The following is a 15,741-nucleotide window of genomic DNA, read 5'->3' as shown; positions in this document are numbered from 1 at the left end:
CAGTTCTTTCAGTTGCCGGCGCGTACGACGCACGCGCCGGCAGCAGCACCGGCACCGAGCTGCTTCACCTGAGAAACGGTTCAGCGCACTGTCACTAGCTGCGACCGAACCGAAGCCAGGAAGTGCTCGTAGGCGTGATCAACGATCTCGTTGAGCGATCGCGTCCGCGCGAAGATCGCCTTGGCCTCCGTGAGAAACTCTTCGCGGGTCGGGATCTTCGGCAGATGCAGGTGGGTCAGCGCGTCCACGCCGTCATGCGCGCGATTGAGGATGTCGTGCAGCGTCGGCAATTGCTGGGCGAGGTCGGCCCGGTGCAGCGCCGACGAGATCGCGTGCGCGAGAGCCTGTGCATCGAACCGTCCGGCCAGCTCGCGGGCGGCGCGATTGATCACCCGGGCGCCGAGCGGCTGCTCGTTGCGTAGCACCTGTTCGGGCGGTGCCTTCATGTCCCAGACGATACCGAACCACGACAGCATTGTCAGGACGTAATAGGTGACGTCGATCTCCCACCAGCGAAAGCCCTGTCGCACGCTGCTCTGGTAGGCGTGATGATTGTTGTGCCAGCCCTCGCCCATGGTGAGGAGCGCGAGCAGCCAGTTGTTGCGGGAATCATCGCCGGTCACATAGCGCTTGCGCCCGTGAACGTGGGCGAGCGAATTGATGCAGAAGGTCGCGTGATAGACCAGCACCGTGCTCCACAGGAAGCCGACCACCAGGCCCGACCATCCCCCAACCAGGAAGCAGAGTCCTGCAAGCACGAAGGCCGGAAGCAGCTCGAGCCGATGCAGCCACAACAGCTCCGGATAGGCCGTAAGATCGCCGACCTTCACGAGGTCGGTCGCATCGTGCTCGCGATAGAAGATCCAGCCGACATGGCTGTACAGGAAGCCGCGTTGACGCGGCGAATGCACGTCCAGCTCGGTGTCGGAATGCAGATGATGGTGGCGATGCTTGGCGGCCCACCACAACACGCTCTTCTGGGCAGTGCTTTGCGCAAGGCAGGCTAGAGCGAACTGAAACACCCGGCCGGTGGCAAAAGCCTTATGCGAGAAATAGCGGTGGTAGCCTGCCCCGATGGCAAACATGCGCACGACATACAGTGAAGCGCAGATCGCCAGGGCTTGCCAGGTGACGCCTGTCCAGATGGCGGCAAAGCAGCCGAGATGAACCAGCACGAACGGTATGGCGGAGGGGTACATGACGTCGTCGTGGTGGTCGTCGGCGGGCGCGTTAGGCGACATGTCTTGGCGTGACCTCAGGTAACGGGGATCCGGGATTCGTGTCGGCAGCACTGCGAGCCACCGGGTACGAAAAACCCGCGGATGGCGGACCACCGCGGGGTTGAACCAGCTGCTTGACGTGGGCGTCCCGGCCAAAGCAGCGTCGGCCGGACATTCGACGGACTATATGGGCGTGGATGCCTGGCATGCAAGCTCGTAGCCTCACGGGGAGCTGCGGCATGGTGCTCGGGTCGCGCGCCGTGCTCGCGGCGTGGCGAGCGGGCTGCCCACGGCCTATATTTCGAGATGTGGAGCAAGTACCCAAGCACCGGAGGCGGCGATGACGCCAGCTGTGACCGCGACGAACGATCGCCTCTGGCAGAAGATTCGCGACGAGGCGCAGCGTGCGGTTGCATCCGATCCCGTCTTCGGCAAGTCGCTGGCCGAGACCATCCTCGTGCATGAGAGTCTTGCCGCGACTCTGGCCGATCTGATCGGGCGCAGGCTTGGCGGCAACCTCGCCGAGCAGGCGCGCTTCGCAGCGTTTGCCCGCAACGCGTTTCACGCCTCGCCGGAACTGATCGAAGCTGCGGGCTGCGACTTGCTGGCCATCGTGCGCAGCGATCCCGCCATCAGCGGCCCGTTGGCGCCGCTGCTGCATTTCAAGGGCTATGTCGCGCTGCAGGCCTGGCGCGTCTCGAACTGGCTCTGGCGCCATGACCAGCGCGATGCCGCGCTCCTGTTTCAGAACGAGGCGTCGAACGTGCTGCAGGTCAGCATTCATCCGGCCGCCAGCATCGGCGCGTCCGTCTATCTCGATCACGCCACGGGCATCGTGATCGGCGCCGATGTCGTGATCGGCGACGAGGTCACGATCCTGCAGAACGTCAGCATCGGCCGCAACGACGAACTGCCGCCGCGCTCGCCGCGCATCGGCCGCCATGTCTTCATCGGCGCCGGCGCGACCATTCTGGGCGATATCCGGATCGGTGACTTCGCCAGGATCGGCGCCGATACGGTCGTGACCTCCGACGTTCCTGGCGGCTGCACCGCGGTCGGAAATCCCGCACGATTGACCAACTGCCCCGAGCCCGCCTCGGCGGCCTGACACGCCTCCAATGGCGACGTCGTGATCCCGGTGCCCGTCTGAAAACGTGCGCCCCATAGAACCTGGTCGCGACGAGATCCGACCAAGCCGCAACGGCGCCTTTTTCGCCTGTGCCGACGGGTAGGGCCATGACCATTGCTGAATGCAAGGAGACCAGGCAGCGCATCGCTCTGTTCGCGCGTGCCTCAGACCGGTTCGAGCGGTTCGGGTGCTGGCTGCCGCTCGCGATTGCATTCCTCAATGGATGGCCGACAGAGGTCAAAACCTATCAGGAGTTCGTAGACGGCGGTGCCTGGCACCTCTTTCTCAGCGGCGCCCTCTATCAACTCGCCGCCTTCGCGCTCAGGCGTGCGGTCTCATTCGCCGAAGCGGGTCTTGACCCGTGATCCTGCTGCGCGATTTCACCCTCTTCGGTCTGCCCGTGGCGATCGCCGCTGGCGGCTGGCTGTATGCGTTCAGCCTGCGCCGGCAGCGCCGCCTGTAACCCCGGGCCACGTCGCTGCGATTGGCGGAAAGTGATTTTCGGGACAATTTTCCGGGGTGGGCGTGGTTCCTCGGGTCGAACCGGGACACGGGCCGGGCCTGCCCACCACCCCCAACCGCCTACGCCGCCTACCTTTCCCGCGGCCTAATTCACCTCTGGTAACCCGGCATTAACCAACGCCGGGCTCTGGTAAGGGCGGACAGTCGCGCCCAAAGCCCGCAGCCGAGCCCCGTCAAGGCCCGGGGCCAAAGGCCCATAGTTTTGACATCTTGGCAGGGAATGCAGACGGCCGCTTTGGATGAGCCCCTGCACCCCAGAAAGACAAGGCTTTGAGCGGGCTTGCCGGCCGCGCCGGTTCTGACGCGGCCCATTGGGGAACCGGCAGCCATTTGCTGGCCGGCACATCGGGTAACGATCGCCTTGAGAGGATACTGCTTATGAATCCGGCCGACGTGGCTCAGTCAGCCCTTCCGGTTGCCGCTTCCGCGGACGTGTCGCTGATCGCGCTGTTCTGGCAGGCTCACTGGATCGTGAAAGCGGTGATGCTGGGACTTCTGTCCTGCTCGGTCTGGGTCTGGGCGATCGCCATCGACAAGATCTTCCTGTTTGCCCGCACCCGCCGCTCGATGGACCGGTTCGAGCAGGCGTTCTGGTCCGGCGAGTCGATCGAGGAGCTCTATCGGACGCTCTCCGCCAAGCCGACGCATTCGATGGCGGCCTGTTTCGTCGCGGCGATGCGCGAGTGGAAGCGCTCGTTCGAGAGCCACGCCCGCTCGGTCGCGGGCCTGCAGATGCGCATCGACAAGGTCATGAACGTCTCGATCGCGCGCGAGGTCGAGCGGCTGGAGCGCCGCCTGCTGGTGCTGGCAACGGTCGGCTCCGCCGGCCCCTTCGTCGGCCTGTTCGGCACGGTCTGGGGCATCATGTCGAGCTTCCAGTCGATCGCGGCGTCGAAAAATACCTCTCTGGCGGTGGTGGCGCCCGGCATCGCGGAGGCGCTGTTTGCGACCGCCGTCGGCCTTATCGCCGCCATTCCTGCCACTATCTTCTACAATAAGTTCACGTCCGAGGTGAACCGGCAGGCCCAGCGGCTGGAGGGCTTCGCCGATGAATTTTCCGCCATTCTGTCGCGTCAGATCGACGAGCGGGGCTGACGGGCGGCATGTATAGTGTGAAGGGCAATTTGGGCACGCGATCATGGCGATGAACGTTGCGAGTTCGTCCGGCGGCGGCGGGCGCCGAGGCCGGCGCAAGCCGGTCGTGGCCGAGATCAACGTCACGCCGATGGTCGACGTGATGCTGGTGCTGCTCATCATCTTCATGGTGTCGGCGCCGATGCTGACGGTCGGCGTGCCGCTCGACCTGCCGCAGACCCAGGCCAAGAGCCTCGAAAACAACGACCAGAAGCCGATCCAGATGTCGGTCGACATCAAGGGCAAGGTGTTCATCAACGATGCCGAGATCGCGATCAACGAACTGATCCCCAAGCTCAAAGCGATCACGGACGCGCGCGGCGGGCTCGAGGAGCGCATCTATCTGCGCGCCGACAAGAAGGCGGATTACGGCACGGTGGCCAAGGTGATGGGCCTGTTGTCCGGCGCCGGTTTCAAGAAGCTCGCCCTCGTCACGGAAGCGGATCAGGGGTAAGCCGTGAAGGTGAACGTCGACAAGACACTCGTTGCGTCGATCGCCCTCCACGTCCTCGTGCTGGGATGGGGGCTCGTCACCTTCAGCAGCAAGGCCTACATCGCGCCGGAAGAGTCGCTGCCGGTCGACATCATCTCCACCGATCAACTCGCCAAGATGATGGCGGGACAGAAGACCGGCAAGAAGGAAGAGCCGAAGCCGAAGGTCGAGAAGATCGCGGAGCCGAAGCCCGAGGAAGACGCGGTCGGCAAGGTCACCGAGAAGAAAGAGCTGATCAAGACCAATTCGCAGCCGGAGCCGCCGCCGAAGCCGGTCGAGAAGCCGGTGGAGAAGAAGCCCGAGCCGCCGAAGCCCGTGGCTGAGGCGAAGCCGAAGGAAGAGCCGAAGCCGCAGGAAAAGAAGCCTGATCCGGCCAAGGAAGATCCGATCGCCGAGTTGCAGAAGAAGCTGGAGACGAAGAAGCCGCCGCCGAAGCCCGTGGAGCAGAAGGTTGCGGCGGTGCAGCCACAGCAGCAGCAGCCGAAGCCCAAGGAACGCAGCTTCGATCCCGCGCAGATCCAGCGCGATCTCGACAAGCGCGCTGCGACCCGGCACGAGCAGACCGGCTCGGCGCTGAATGCGTCAGCCTCGCTGGGGGCAGCGACAGGGACTTCCGCCAACAACGTTGCGACCTGGCAAGGCGCCTTCCAGGGCGCCGTCAAGCGCTGCTTCACGCCGACCTATAATGGGCAGGACGCCAATCTCTACGAAGCCGACATCGACATTCCCATGAAGGTCGATGGCTCTCTCGCCTCCGAGCCCATCATCGTCGCGGTGCGAGGGCCCTCGCGGTCGATCGCCCAGGCGGTCGCCGAGAGCGCCAAGCGCGCCATCGTGCAGTGCCAGGTCTATTCGTTCCTGCCGAAGCAGCAGTACGACAGCTGGAAGCTCATCCCGATGACTTTCGGCCTGAAAGATATGTTGTGACATCCGAACAAAAGAATTTTGCAATGAATGACGTCCGATCGATGAACCGCCGCCGCTTCATGACCCTGACGGGGTCGACGCTCGCGATGCTCGGGGGCGGGCATGCTTTTGGCCAGACCCAGCAGGGGCGCCTTCGCATCGATCCAACCGAATTCCAGCCAATCCCGATCGCGATCTCCGGCTTTGTGCCGGGCTCGCCCTCCGACGGCGACGTCGGCAATGGCGTCACACAGGTCATCACCAACAACCTGAAACGCTCGGGCCTGTTCGCGCCGATCGACCAGGCCGCCTTCATCGAGCGCATCAGCAACATCGACGTCGCGCCGCAATTCCAGAACTGGAAGACCATCAACGCACAGGCGTTGGTCACAGGCCGGATGACGCGCCAGCCGGACGGCAGGCTCAAGGCCGAATTCCGTCTCTGGGACGTCGTCACCGGCCAGCAGCTCGCCGGCCAGCAATATTTCACCTCGCCGGAATATTGGCGCCGGATCGCCCACATCATCTCCGACCAGATCTACGAGCGGATGACCGGCGAGAAGGGCTATTTCGACAGCCGCGTGGTGTTCGTGGACGAAAGCGGCCCGAAGGAGCGCCGCGTCAAGCGGCTCGCGATGATGGACCAGGACGGCGCCAATGTGCGCTATTTGACCCGCGGCTCCGATCTCGTGCTGACGCCGCGCTTCTCGCCGAACTCGCAAGAGATCACCTACATGGAGTTCGGCCAGGGCGATCCGAAGGTCTATCTCTTCAACATCGAGACCGGCCAGCGCGAGATCGTCGGCAACTTCCCCGGCATGACCTTTGCGCCGCGCTTCTCGCCGGACGGCCAGCGCGTCATCATGAGCCTGCAGCAGGGCGGCAATTCCAACCTGTTCGTGATGGATTTGCGCTCGCGCTCGACCACGCGCCTCACCGACACGCCGGCGATCGACACCTCGCCGTCCTACTCGCCGGACGGCACCCGCATCTGTTTCGAGTCCGATCGCGGCGGCCGGTCGCAGATCTACGTGATGGCGGCGGGCGGGGGGCAGGCGCAGCGCATCTCGTTCTCCAAGGACGACACCAACGCCAGCTATTCGACCCCCGTGTGGTCGCCGAAGGGCGATTACATCGCCTTCACCCGGCAAGGCGGCGGGCAGTTCTCGATCGGCGTCATGAAGCCTGATGGCTCTGGCGAGCGGCTGCTCACCTCCGGCTTCCACAATGAAGGTCCGACCTTCTCGCCGAACGGCCGCGTGCTGATGTTCTTCCGCGATCCCGGCGGCAACGGCGGGCCGTCGCTGTACAGCGTCGACATCTCCGGTCGCAACGAACTCAAGGTGCCGACGCCGGGCTTCGCCTCAGACCCGGCCTGGTCGCCGCTGTTGTCCTCGACGGCAGGTCAATAGACTCGCGCGTTCGCAACGCGCGATTTCTTCGAAGAAAAGTGCATCGATTCTTGGCATTCGGTGAGGAAAGCAATCCTTTCTTCACCTTGCGCCCGGCAAGGCTTGCCCAGTTGCTTGATATTTAAGCGAAAATCGGTTCGCCGTTACCGAAAAACAACTCGACTTTAACGATGTTCCCTCAGAAAGACTTCATATGGCTTGAGTAAAAGTACGCGCCAAACAGGACGCGTAACAAGCCAATGAAACTGGCCGACCAGAAGCAGAGTGATCGAGACGAGCTGGAGCCGATACTCTTCGCCGCTCTCATCAACTCCATGGTGCAGAATTTCTGGGCGATCTTCCTCGGCTCGGCCTCCGCGGCCGTGGCCGCGGTGATGACTGCGCTAAAGACGGGCGACGTGCTTCTGTGGCCGATCGCATTCCTGCTGATCGCCATCGGCACCGCGCGTGCCTTCCAGATGCGCGGATACGAGAACCGCACCCAGCCGCTGTCGTTCGAAGAGGCCAAGCATCTGGAGCCGCGTTACTGGATCGGCGCGCTGAGCTACGCGGCGGTGCTCGGCGTGTGGGCCTTCGTCGTCATCTACAACAACAACGATCCGGTCGCCGACATGCTCTCCGTCGCCATCGGCATCGGCTACACCGCGGGCGGCGCCGCCCGCAATTACGGGCAGCCCCGTGTCATCCAGTGGCACGTCGCGCTGGCCTGCGGTCCGATGTCGCTCGCTCTACTGCTGCACGGCGGCTTTTATCACATCGGTCTTGCCGTCCTGCTCGTGTTCTTCTTCATCGGGCTCAAGAACATCAACCTCAGCCTGCACGCGATCTTCGTCAAGGCGTTGACCTCGAGCTTCCGCGAATCCGCATTGGCGAGCCAGTTCGACACCGCGCTCAACAACATGCCGCACGGCCTGTGCATGTTCCGCGCCGACGGCCGCCTTGCGGTGATGAACCACCGCTTCGGCGAGCTGATGAGCTTGCCGGAGGATCTCGTCAAGCGCGGCGCCACGGCCGCCGACATCGTGTCGGCCTGCGTTTCCGCCGGATCGATCTCGGCGGAGAGCGGTGACCAGATCCTGGCTGAGATCGAGCATGCGCGGGTCTGCGAGATCGTCACCGCCGATCCGGATTCCTCGCGCGGCCGCACGCTGTCCTGGACGTTCCAGCCGATGTCCCGCGGCGGCACGGTGCTGCTGCTGGAAGACATCACGGAACGCACCAATGCGGAAGCCCGCATCAGCCATCTGGCCCGTTACGACGAGCTCACGGCGCTGCCCAACCGGGTCAGCTTCCATGACGAGATCGAGCGGCTGCTGAAGAATTCGCATCATGCCGAGCGGCTTTCGGCGCTGCTCTTTGTCGACCTCGACCAGTTCAAGCAGGTCAACGACACGCTCGGTCACCCCTGTGGCGACCAGTTGCTTTGCGCCGTCGCCAATCGTCTGCGTGAGATGCTGCGTCCCGACGATTTCGTCGCTCGCTTCGGCGGCGACGAGTTCGTCGTGTTCCAGCAGGACATCGCTTCGCCCGAGGACGCCGCCGCGCTTGCCCGCCGCATCGTCGAGCGGCTGAGCGAGCGCTACCGCATCGACAATCACCTCGTCGAGATCGGCGCCAGCGTCGGCATCGCGCTGACCTCGCCGGAGGGCGTCAGCGCCGACACGCTGCTCAAGAACGCCGACATGGCGTTGTATCGTGCCAAGGCGGATGGCCGCGGCACCTTCTGCTTCTTCCGCGACGAGATGGCGGCGACCGTCGAGGCGCGCCGCATCCTCGAGCTCGATCTGCGCAAGGCGCTCGCCAACGAGGAGTTCGAGCTGTTCTATCAGCCGCTGGTCAACCTGAAGTCCGGCAAGATCACCACCTGCGAGGCGCTGCTGCGCTGGAACCATCCGGTGCGCGGCACGGTCTCGCCGGTCGACATCATTCCGGTCGCCGAGGACATGGGCCTGATCGTCGACCTCGGCCGCTGGATCCTGCGCCGCGCCTGCATGGAATGCATGAAGTGGCCGGAGGGCGTCAGCGTGGCCGTCAACTTCTCGCCGCAGCAATTCCACCAGCGCGACGTCCTGAGCGAAATCCGCTACGCGCTCGAAGTGTCGGGCCTGCCGGCGCATCGGCTGGAGATCGAGATCACCGAGTCCTCGCTGCTGCGCAACACCCAGCTCACCCACGACATCCTGTCGCAATTGCATGCGCTCGGCGTGCGCATCTCGCTCGACGATTTCGGCACCGGCTATTCCAGCCTCAGCTATCTGCACAATTTCCCGATGCAGAAGGTGAAGATCGATCGCTCCTTCCTCGAGGGCATCGACACCGACCGCCCGCTGACGCTACTGCGCGGCGTGGCGCGGCTATCCGCCGATCTCGGCATGTCCGTCGTGGTCGAGGGCATCGAGACCAACGAGCAGCTCGATCTGATCAGCGCCGACGGCACCGTCTCCGAGGCGCAGGGCTATCTGTTCAGCCGTCCGGTGCCTGCCGTGCGGATGCGCCAGCTGCTCAACGCTTCGCATGGACGGCGCGGCGAAGGCCAGCTTCAGGTCGTCGGCTCGCGCTCTATCGCTTAAGTCCATTTCCCGAAACGTCTCATCATTTCACGCTGTTGCAGGGTCACCGTAGTGCTACGGGGGTTAACCCTAACCCTTCGATTGCTTTGCAAGCTTGTTAAGAAGGTGTTAATAAATTCCCACGCGCGCGCAAGTTGTCTTGCAGGAAAGACCTTCGAATACCGCGGCGTGATTGTGGGTAAGGGAGTTGGAATGCAGTCCTCAGCCAGATCTGTCATTTCGGCTGTTGGACGAGGAGCAGAACTCCTGACCGACGTCGATTATCACCTTGCGGAAACCGCGGCGGAGAAAGAGGAGATCTACAATCTCCGCTATCGCGCCTATTTGAGGGAAGGCGCCGTCAAGCCGTCTGCGGACCAAAGGGTCACCGACCGCTACGACGAGCTGCCGAACGCGTGGACCTTCGGCGTCTATCTCCATGGCGAGCTCTGCAGCTCGGTGCGCATCAGCGTGCTGACGTCGGAATGGCGCGAATCCACTTCGGCCGACGTCTTCCCGGACATCCTGCTGCCGCGGCTCGACCGCGGCGAGGTCATGATCGACCCGACCCGCTTCGTCGCCGATCCCGACCAGGTCAAGCGGGTTCCGGAATTGCCCTATCTGACGACCCGTCTCGCCTACATGGCCTGCGAGCATTTCAATGCCGATCTCGGCCTCGCCATCGTGCGTTCCGAGCATCAGGCCTTCTACCGGCGGGTCTTCCTGCACGAGACCATCGCCGAGCCGCGGCTGGTTCCCGGCCTCACCAAGCCGTTCGGATTGATGGCGGCGGATTTCCCCACCTTCCGTAAGAAGGTGTTCGAGCGTTATCCGATCATGCGGTCGACCGCTTTCGAGCGGCGGATGCTGTTCGGACGCGGCGGCCAGCGTCAGGTGCCGCAGCGGCCGGTGCTCGTGGCCGACCTGGCGGACGCCGCGCACGCCTGAGACCGTGCCGGCCCGGTCCTGGATCCCCGCCGGGATCCGAAAGAGGCCTCAGGGCAGGACCTGGCCATGAGCCGGGTGCCGGCATGTCGCCCACCGGCACCACACCCTCCACCCAAAATTCCGGCAAAAGGCGGCGTTTTTGCTGACGGGCCCGGCTTGCCTTCACCCTCGCGCCACATTTACAACCCATTAACCATGACGGGTGCTTTTCGCTGGTTGGGGGCATTTGACCGGCTGAGGCAAGGTTCCGTCAAGGTTGACGGAACGTTCGCTTAACCAACCCCCTGTAGACCGGACAGCAGTGGACGAACGTGAGCGTGGAGGCTCCGGAATGAAATATCCTATGCGTATCCTCCAGGGATTGAAGCTGGCGGCAGTGGTCGCAATCGCGCTGTCGATGGGCGCCTGCGCCAACAAGAATGCTGCGACGGATGCGATGGCCAATGCGGCAACGCCGGGCAGCCAGCAGGACTTCGTGGTCAATGTCGGCGACCGCGTGTTCTTCGAAAGCGACCAGACCGATCTGACCCCGCAGGCGATCGTGACCCTGGAGAAGCAGGCGCAGTGGCTCCAGAGCTATCCGCGCTACAGCTTCACCATCGAAGGTCACGCCGACGAGCGCGGCACTCGCGAATACAACATCGCGCTCGGCGCCCGCCGTGCCCAGTCGGTGCGGTCGTTCCTCGCCTCGCGCGGCATCGATCCGAACCGCATGCGTACGATCTCCTACGGCAAGGAGCGGCCGGTCGCCGTCTGTAACGACATCTCCTGCTGGTCGCAGAACCGTCGCGCCGTCACCGTGCTGAACGCGAGCTCCTGATACCGGGACACTGACACTCAGTCAGGCGCCGTTCATCTTCAGAAACCGATCATGCCGGCGCCCTCTCGGGCGCCGGTTTCGTTTCAGCAATCCGTGACCTAAAACCCCGTGGTGCCTGTCACAGTTTTGGCGTACTCCCCTTCAATGTGTGGCGCGTCGCATGTTCCGTCGCAGGCCATTTCGCTTTCGTCGTCAGGGCAAGATGTCATCCAGATTTAAGGTCTTTACCGGCACCGTGGCGATGGCCACGCTGCTCTCTTTGGGCTCGCCTGCATTCGCGCAGACGGACGATGATCCCGAGATGCGGATCGAGCGGCTGGAGAACCAGCTGCGCCAGCTCACCGGCCAGAACGAGGAGCTGCAGTACCGCAACCGCCAGCTCGAAGAGCGGCTGCGGGCGCTCGAAGGCGGCGCGCAGGCCGCACCCGGACAGGCGCCCAATGTCGCGGCCATGCCGCCCGCCCACATCGCACCAAATCAGGTCGCGCCGGGCTATCGCCAGCCGCAGCAGCAGGCCGTGCAGCCGAATTACGAGCAGCCGCAGGTCGCATCTCCCGCGCCGATCGTTCAGGAGCAGCCGGCGCCCGGCGCCCCCGGCAAGAGCCGCCGCGGCGATGCCTTCGACCCCGGCCAGAATCCGAATGCGCCCGGCGCGCCGCGCGCGCTCGGGGGCGGCCAGCAGCCGATGTCGGCAGGAGCTCCGGGCGGGCGTAACGCCGGCGAGCCGCTCGATCTCGCCAACACCAGCCCGCGCTATCAGCCGCAGGCCGCCCCGCCGGCGGCCCAGCCCGGCTATCCGCCCGCCCAGCAAGGCTATCCGCCACAAGCTGGCGCTCCGGCCTTGACCACGCTGCCGCCCTCGGCAACGCCGCGCGACGAGTTCGACCTCGGCATCGGCTACATGCAGCGCAAGGACTATGCGCTCGCCGAGCAGACCATGAAGAACTTCACCCAGAAATATCCCAGCGATCCGCTGCTCGGGGACGCGCAATACTGGCTCGGCGAGAGCTATTTCCAGCGCCAGCAATATCGCGACTCCGCGGAAGCCTTCCTCGCCGTCACCACCAAATACGAGAAATCGGCCAAGGCGCCGGATGCGCTGCTGCGGCTCGGCCAGTCGCTCGCCGCGCTGAAGGAGAAGGAGGCCGCCTGCGCCGCCTTCGGCGAGGTCGGCCGCAAATATCCGCGCGCCTCCGCCGGCGTCAAAGCCGCCGTCGACCGCGAGCAGAAGCGGGTGAAGTGCTGACGCCTGGGTCCTGACAACGCGGTTGGTGCTGCGCTAGATTGCGCCTGCCATTCGCTGGCGATTGCTGGGCAGCGTCATGTCAGACGACGACAATTCTCCGATCTCGGCACGCGAGGCGAGGCGGCTCTTCGCCGGCCTGCGAAGCGCGCCGGCGCTGGTGCTCGCCGTCTCAGGCGGCCCCGATTCGGTCGCGCTGATGTGGCTTGCGGCGCGCTGGCAGCGCAGCTTGGCGCGCGCGCCGGTTCTCACCGCCGTCACGATCGATCACGGCCTCCGGCAAGAGGCGGCGCGCGAGGCGCGCGAGGTCAAGCGGCTTGCCACCGAGCTTGGCCTGCCGCACCGGACCCTGCGCTGGCGCGGGGCCAAGCCGAAGACGGGAGTGCCGGCCGCCGCGCGCGAAGCGCGCTACCGCCTGCTCGCAGAGGCCGCGCGTGCCCTCGGCGCGAGCCATGTGCTGACCGCCCATACCCGCGACGACCAGGCCGAGACATTGTTGATGCGGCTGCTCCGCGGCAGCGGACTTGCCGGGCTCTCGGCGATGGCGCAGCTGACGGAACGCGACGGGATCGTGCTGGCGCGCCCGCTGCTCGACGTTCCGAAGGCGCAGCTGATCGCGACCTTGAAGCGGGCCAAGATCGGTTTCGCCGACGACCCCACCAACCGCGACACCGCCTTCACCCGGCCGCGGCTGCGCGCGCTGCTGCCGCTTCTCGCGGCCGAGGGAGGCGATGTCAGGAATCTGGCGCGGCTTGCGACGAGGCTGGCGCGGGCCAATGCGGCGGTCGAGGTGCTGGCCGACGGCGCCGAGCGCTTCCTCCGTTTGCGGGATCGCGGCGAAGCGCCGCAGGTGGGGGCGCGAAGCTTCGAGGCTTCGGCCTTTGCCGCCCTGCCGGACGAGGTGCGGCTGCGGCTCCTGCTGCGGGCCATCAACGCGCTCGGGCATGAAGGTCCTGCGGAACTCGGCAAGGTCGAAACCCTCCTGGCGGCGCTCGATCAGGCCATCGCCGCACCTCCTCGCGCAGCCTCAAATGGCCGGCCAGCCATGAGGCAGACGCTTGCGGGAGCCTTGATCAGCCTCGCTGGCGGGCGTATCCAGATCGCGCCGGCGCCGGCCCGGCGGCGCAAGGACGCATGAAAGGCCCCGAGGGCCGCATGAAGTCGGATCATGACACCGGCCATTTCGGCCCCGCAGCGTCAGGACACCTTAACCAGGCAGGAAAAACCCCGCCTCAAGCGCCATTATTTCAGCGGGAATCGCTCTAAGATGGGCTAAATAGTCCCATCTCGTTCCCTTGGCAGCGACCGGGGCGGCACCTAAATTGTATGCGTCTAACCGAGAGGATTCCTTGGGGATTTCCTCGTACGGCCTAAAATAACCGCCCGAGGATCAGGCCGCGATCCGCGCGACCACGAAGGAAGATCGATGAACGCCAATCTGCGCAATTTCGCCCTCTGGGTCATCATTGTCTTGCTGCTGTTGGCGTTGTTCACGCTCTTCCAGAATCCGGGTCAGCGAGCCTCCTCGCAGGACATCGCCTTCTCGCAACTGCTGAGCGAAGTTGACCGCGGCAATGTGCGCGACGTCGTGATCCAGGGGCCTGACATTCACGGCACCTTCACCAACGGCTCCAGCTTCCAGACCTATGCGCCGAACGACCCGACGCTGGTGAAGCGCCTGTATGACAGCAAGGTGCAGATCACCGCGAAGCCGCCCGGCGACAACGTGCCGTGGTTCGTCTCGCTGCTGGTCTCCTGGCTGCCGTTCATCGCGCTGATCGGCGTGTGGATCTTCCTGTCTCGGCAGATGCAGGGCGGCGCCGGCAAGGCGATGGGCTTCGGCAAGTCGCGCGCCAAGATGCTGACCGAAGCGCATGGCCGCGTCACCTTCGAGGACGTCGCCGGCGTCGACGAAGCCAAGCAGGACCTGCAGGAGATCGTCGAATTCCTGCGCGACCCCGGCAAATTCCAGCGCCTCGGCGGCCGCATTCCGCGCGGCGTGCTGCTGGTCGGCCCTCCCGGCACCGGTAAGACCCTGATCGCACGTGCGGTCGCGGGCGAAGCTAACGTGCCGTTCTTCACCATTTCGGGTTCGGACTTCGTCGAGATGTTCGTCGGCGTCGGCGCCTCTCGTGTGCGCGACATGTTCGAGCAGGCCAAGAAGAATGCGCCCTGCATCATCTTCATCGACGAAATCGACGCCGTCGGTCGTCACCGTGGCGCCGGTCTCGGCGGCGGCAATGACGAGCGCGAGCAGACGCTGAACCAGTTGCTGGTCGAGATGGACGGCTTCGAGGCGAACGAGGGCGTGATCCTGATCGCCGCGACCAACCGCCCCGACGTGCTCGATCCCGCGCTGCTGCGTCCGGGCCGCTTCGACCGTCAGGTCGTGGTGCCGAATCCCGACGTCGTCGGCCGCGAGCAGATCCTGAAGGTCCACGTTCGCAAGGTGCCGCTGGCGCCGGATATCAACCTCAAGACCATCGCGCGCGGCACCCCGGGCTTCTCCGGTGCCGACCTGATGAACCTCGTCAACGAAGCCGCGCTCACCGCCGCCCGCCGCAACAAGCGGATGGTGACGCAGGCCGAGTTCGAGGAAGCCAAGGACAAGGTGATGATGGGTGCCGAGCGCAAGTCGCTCGTCATGACCGAGGAAGAGAAGCTGTTGACGGCCTATCACGAGGGCGGCCACGCCATCGTTGGCCTCAACGTGCCCGCGACCGATCCGATCCACAAGGCGACCATCATCCCGCGCGGCCGTGCGCTCGGCATGGTGATGCAGCTCCCCGAGCGCGACAAGCTGTCGATGTCTCTGGAGCAGATGACCTCGCGCCTCGCGATCATGATGGGCGGCCGCGTCGCCGAAGAGCTGATCTTCGGCCGCGAGAAGGTGACCTCGGGCGCCGCCTCCGACATCGAGCAGGCCACGCGCCTCGCCCGCATGATGGTGACGCGCTGGGGCCTGTCGGAAGAGCTCGGCACGGTCTCCTACGGCGAGAACCAGGACGAGGTGTTCCTGGGCATGTCGGTGTCGCGGACGCAGAACGCCTCTGAGGCGACCGTGCAGAAGATCGACTCCGAGATCCGCCGTCTGGTCGAGGAAGGCTACAAGGAAGCAACCCGGATCCTCACCGAGAAGCATGCCGACCTCGAGGCGCTGGCCAAGGGCCTGCTGGAGTTCGAGACGCTGAGCGGCGACGAGATCGTCGATCTGCTCAAGGGCAAGAAGCCGAACCGCGAATCCGTGCTCGAGCCGACCACGCCGCGCGCCTCCGCGGTGCCCCCGGCCGGCAAGTCGCCGCGCCCGCGGCCCGATGCGGATCCCGGCCTGGAGCCGCAGCCGCAGGCGTAATCGCCGGACGTCA

General features: G+C 64.9%; 13 protein-coding genes. 12 read left to right on the top strand and 1 reads right to left on the bottom strand.

Features of this window, described 5'->3' with window-relative positions:
• Nucleotides 1-80: 80 nt before the first annotated feature.
• Nucleotides 81-1,241, bottom strand: coding sequence for an acyl-CoA desaturase (locus XH83_RS30745; protein ID WP_194404344.1), 1,161 nt, complete (start codon nt 1,239-1,241; stop codon nt 81-83).
• Nucleotides 1,242-1,560: 319 nt separating this feature from the next.
• Here XH83_RS30745 and XH83_RS30740 point away from each other — a divergent pair, with 319 nt between their 5' ends.
• The 12 genes from XH83_RS30740 to ftsH all read left to right on the top strand — a co-directional run bounded on the left by XH83_RS30740 (nt 1,561) and on the right by ftsH (nt 15,728).
• Nucleotides 1,561-2,328 carry a serine acetyltransferase gene (locus XH83_RS30740; RefSeq protein ID WP_194404343.1) on the top strand — a complete coding sequence of 256 codons (768 nt, stop codon included), beginning with the start codon at nt 1,561-1,563 and terminating at the stop codon, nt 2,326-2,328.
• Between the two features lie 128 nt (nt 2,329-2,456).
• The gene (locus tag XH83_RS30735) at nt 2,457-2,714 is read left to right on the top strand and encodes a hypothetical protein (RefSeq protein ID WP_194404342.1); all 258 of its coding nucleotides are present in this window, start codon (nt 2,457-2,459) and stop codon (nt 2,712-2,714) included.
• A gap of 535 nt (nt 2,715-3,249) precedes the next feature.
• Complete coding sequence (gene tolQ, locus XH83_RS30730) at nt 3,250-3,966, top strand: protein TolQ (protein WP_018641591.1); 717 nt, start codon at nt 3,250-3,252, stop codon at nt 3,964-3,966.
• 43 nt (nt 3,967-4,009) lie between these two features.
• Entirely contained in the window at nt 4,010-4,459 is a 450-nt protein-coding gene (tolR, locus tag XH83_RS30725; protein WP_028152217.1) for a protein TolR, read from the top strand.
• Between the two features lie 3 nt (nt 4,460-4,462).
• The gene (locus tag XH83_RS30720; protein WP_194404341.1) at nt 4,463-5,425 is read left to right on the top strand and encodes a cell envelope integrity protein TolA; all 963 of its coding nucleotides are present in this window, start codon (nt 4,463-4,465) and stop codon (nt 5,423-5,425) included.
• 41 nt (nt 5,426-5,466) lie between these two features.
• Nucleotides 5,467-6,816 carry a Tol-Pal system beta propeller repeat protein TolB gene (gene tolB, locus XH83_RS30715; RefSeq protein ID WP_194408453.1) on the top strand — a complete coding sequence of 450 codons (1,350 nt, stop codon included), beginning with the start codon at nt 5,467-5,469 and terminating at the stop codon, nt 6,814-6,816.
• Between the two features lie 239 nt (nt 6,817-7,055).
• Complete coding sequence (locus tag XH83_RS30710; protein WP_194404340.1) at nt 7,056-9,386, top strand: bifunctional diguanylate cyclase/phosphodiesterase; 2,331 nt, start codon at nt 7,056-7,058, stop codon at nt 9,384-9,386.
• A 192-nt stretch (nt 9,387-9,578) separates the two neighbouring features.
• Nucleotides 9,579-10,313, top strand: a complete 735-nt coding sequence (locus XH83_RS30705) for a hypothetical protein (protein WP_194404339.1) — start codon at nt 9,579-9,581, stop codon at nt 10,311-10,313.
• Between the two features lie 331 nt (nt 10,314-10,644).
• Nucleotides 10,645-11,133 (top strand): peptidoglycan-associated lipoprotein Pal, encoded by a 489-nt coding sequence (gene pal / locus XH83_RS30700; protein WP_151647458.1) that lies wholly within the window; start codon nt 10,645-10,647, stop codon nt 11,131-11,133.
• Nucleotides 11,134-11,335: 202 nt separating this feature from the next.
• Nucleotides 11,336-12,379, top strand: a complete 1,044-nt coding sequence (ybgF, locus tag XH83_RS30695) for a tol-pal system protein YbgF (protein ID WP_194404338.1) — start codon at nt 11,336-11,338, stop codon at nt 12,377-12,379.
• 76 nt (nt 12,380-12,455) lie between these two features.
• On the top strand, nt 12,456-13,514 hold the full coding sequence (gene tilS / locus XH83_RS30690) for a tRNA lysidine(34) synthetase TilS (RefSeq protein ID WP_194404337.1): 1,059 nt from the start codon (nt 12,456-12,458) through the stop codon (nt 13,512-13,514).
• A 288-nt stretch (nt 13,515-13,802) separates the two neighbouring features.
• Nucleotides 13,803-15,728, top strand: coding sequence for an ATP-dependent zinc metalloprotease FtsH (ftsH, locus tag XH83_RS30685; RefSeq protein WP_097659839.1), 1,926 nt, complete (start codon nt 13,803-13,805; stop codon nt 15,726-15,728).
• The last annotated feature ends 13 nt before the right edge of the window (nt 15,729-15,741 follow it).

The organism is Bradyrhizobium sp. CCBAU 53351, from assembly GCF_015291745.1.
GTDB lineage: Bacteria > Pseudomonadota > Alphaproteobacteria > Rhizobiales > Xanthobacteraceae > Bradyrhizobium.
The sequence above is the reverse complement of the archived record's forward strand: the minus strand, read 5'-3'. Positions and strand labels throughout refer to the sequence as shown.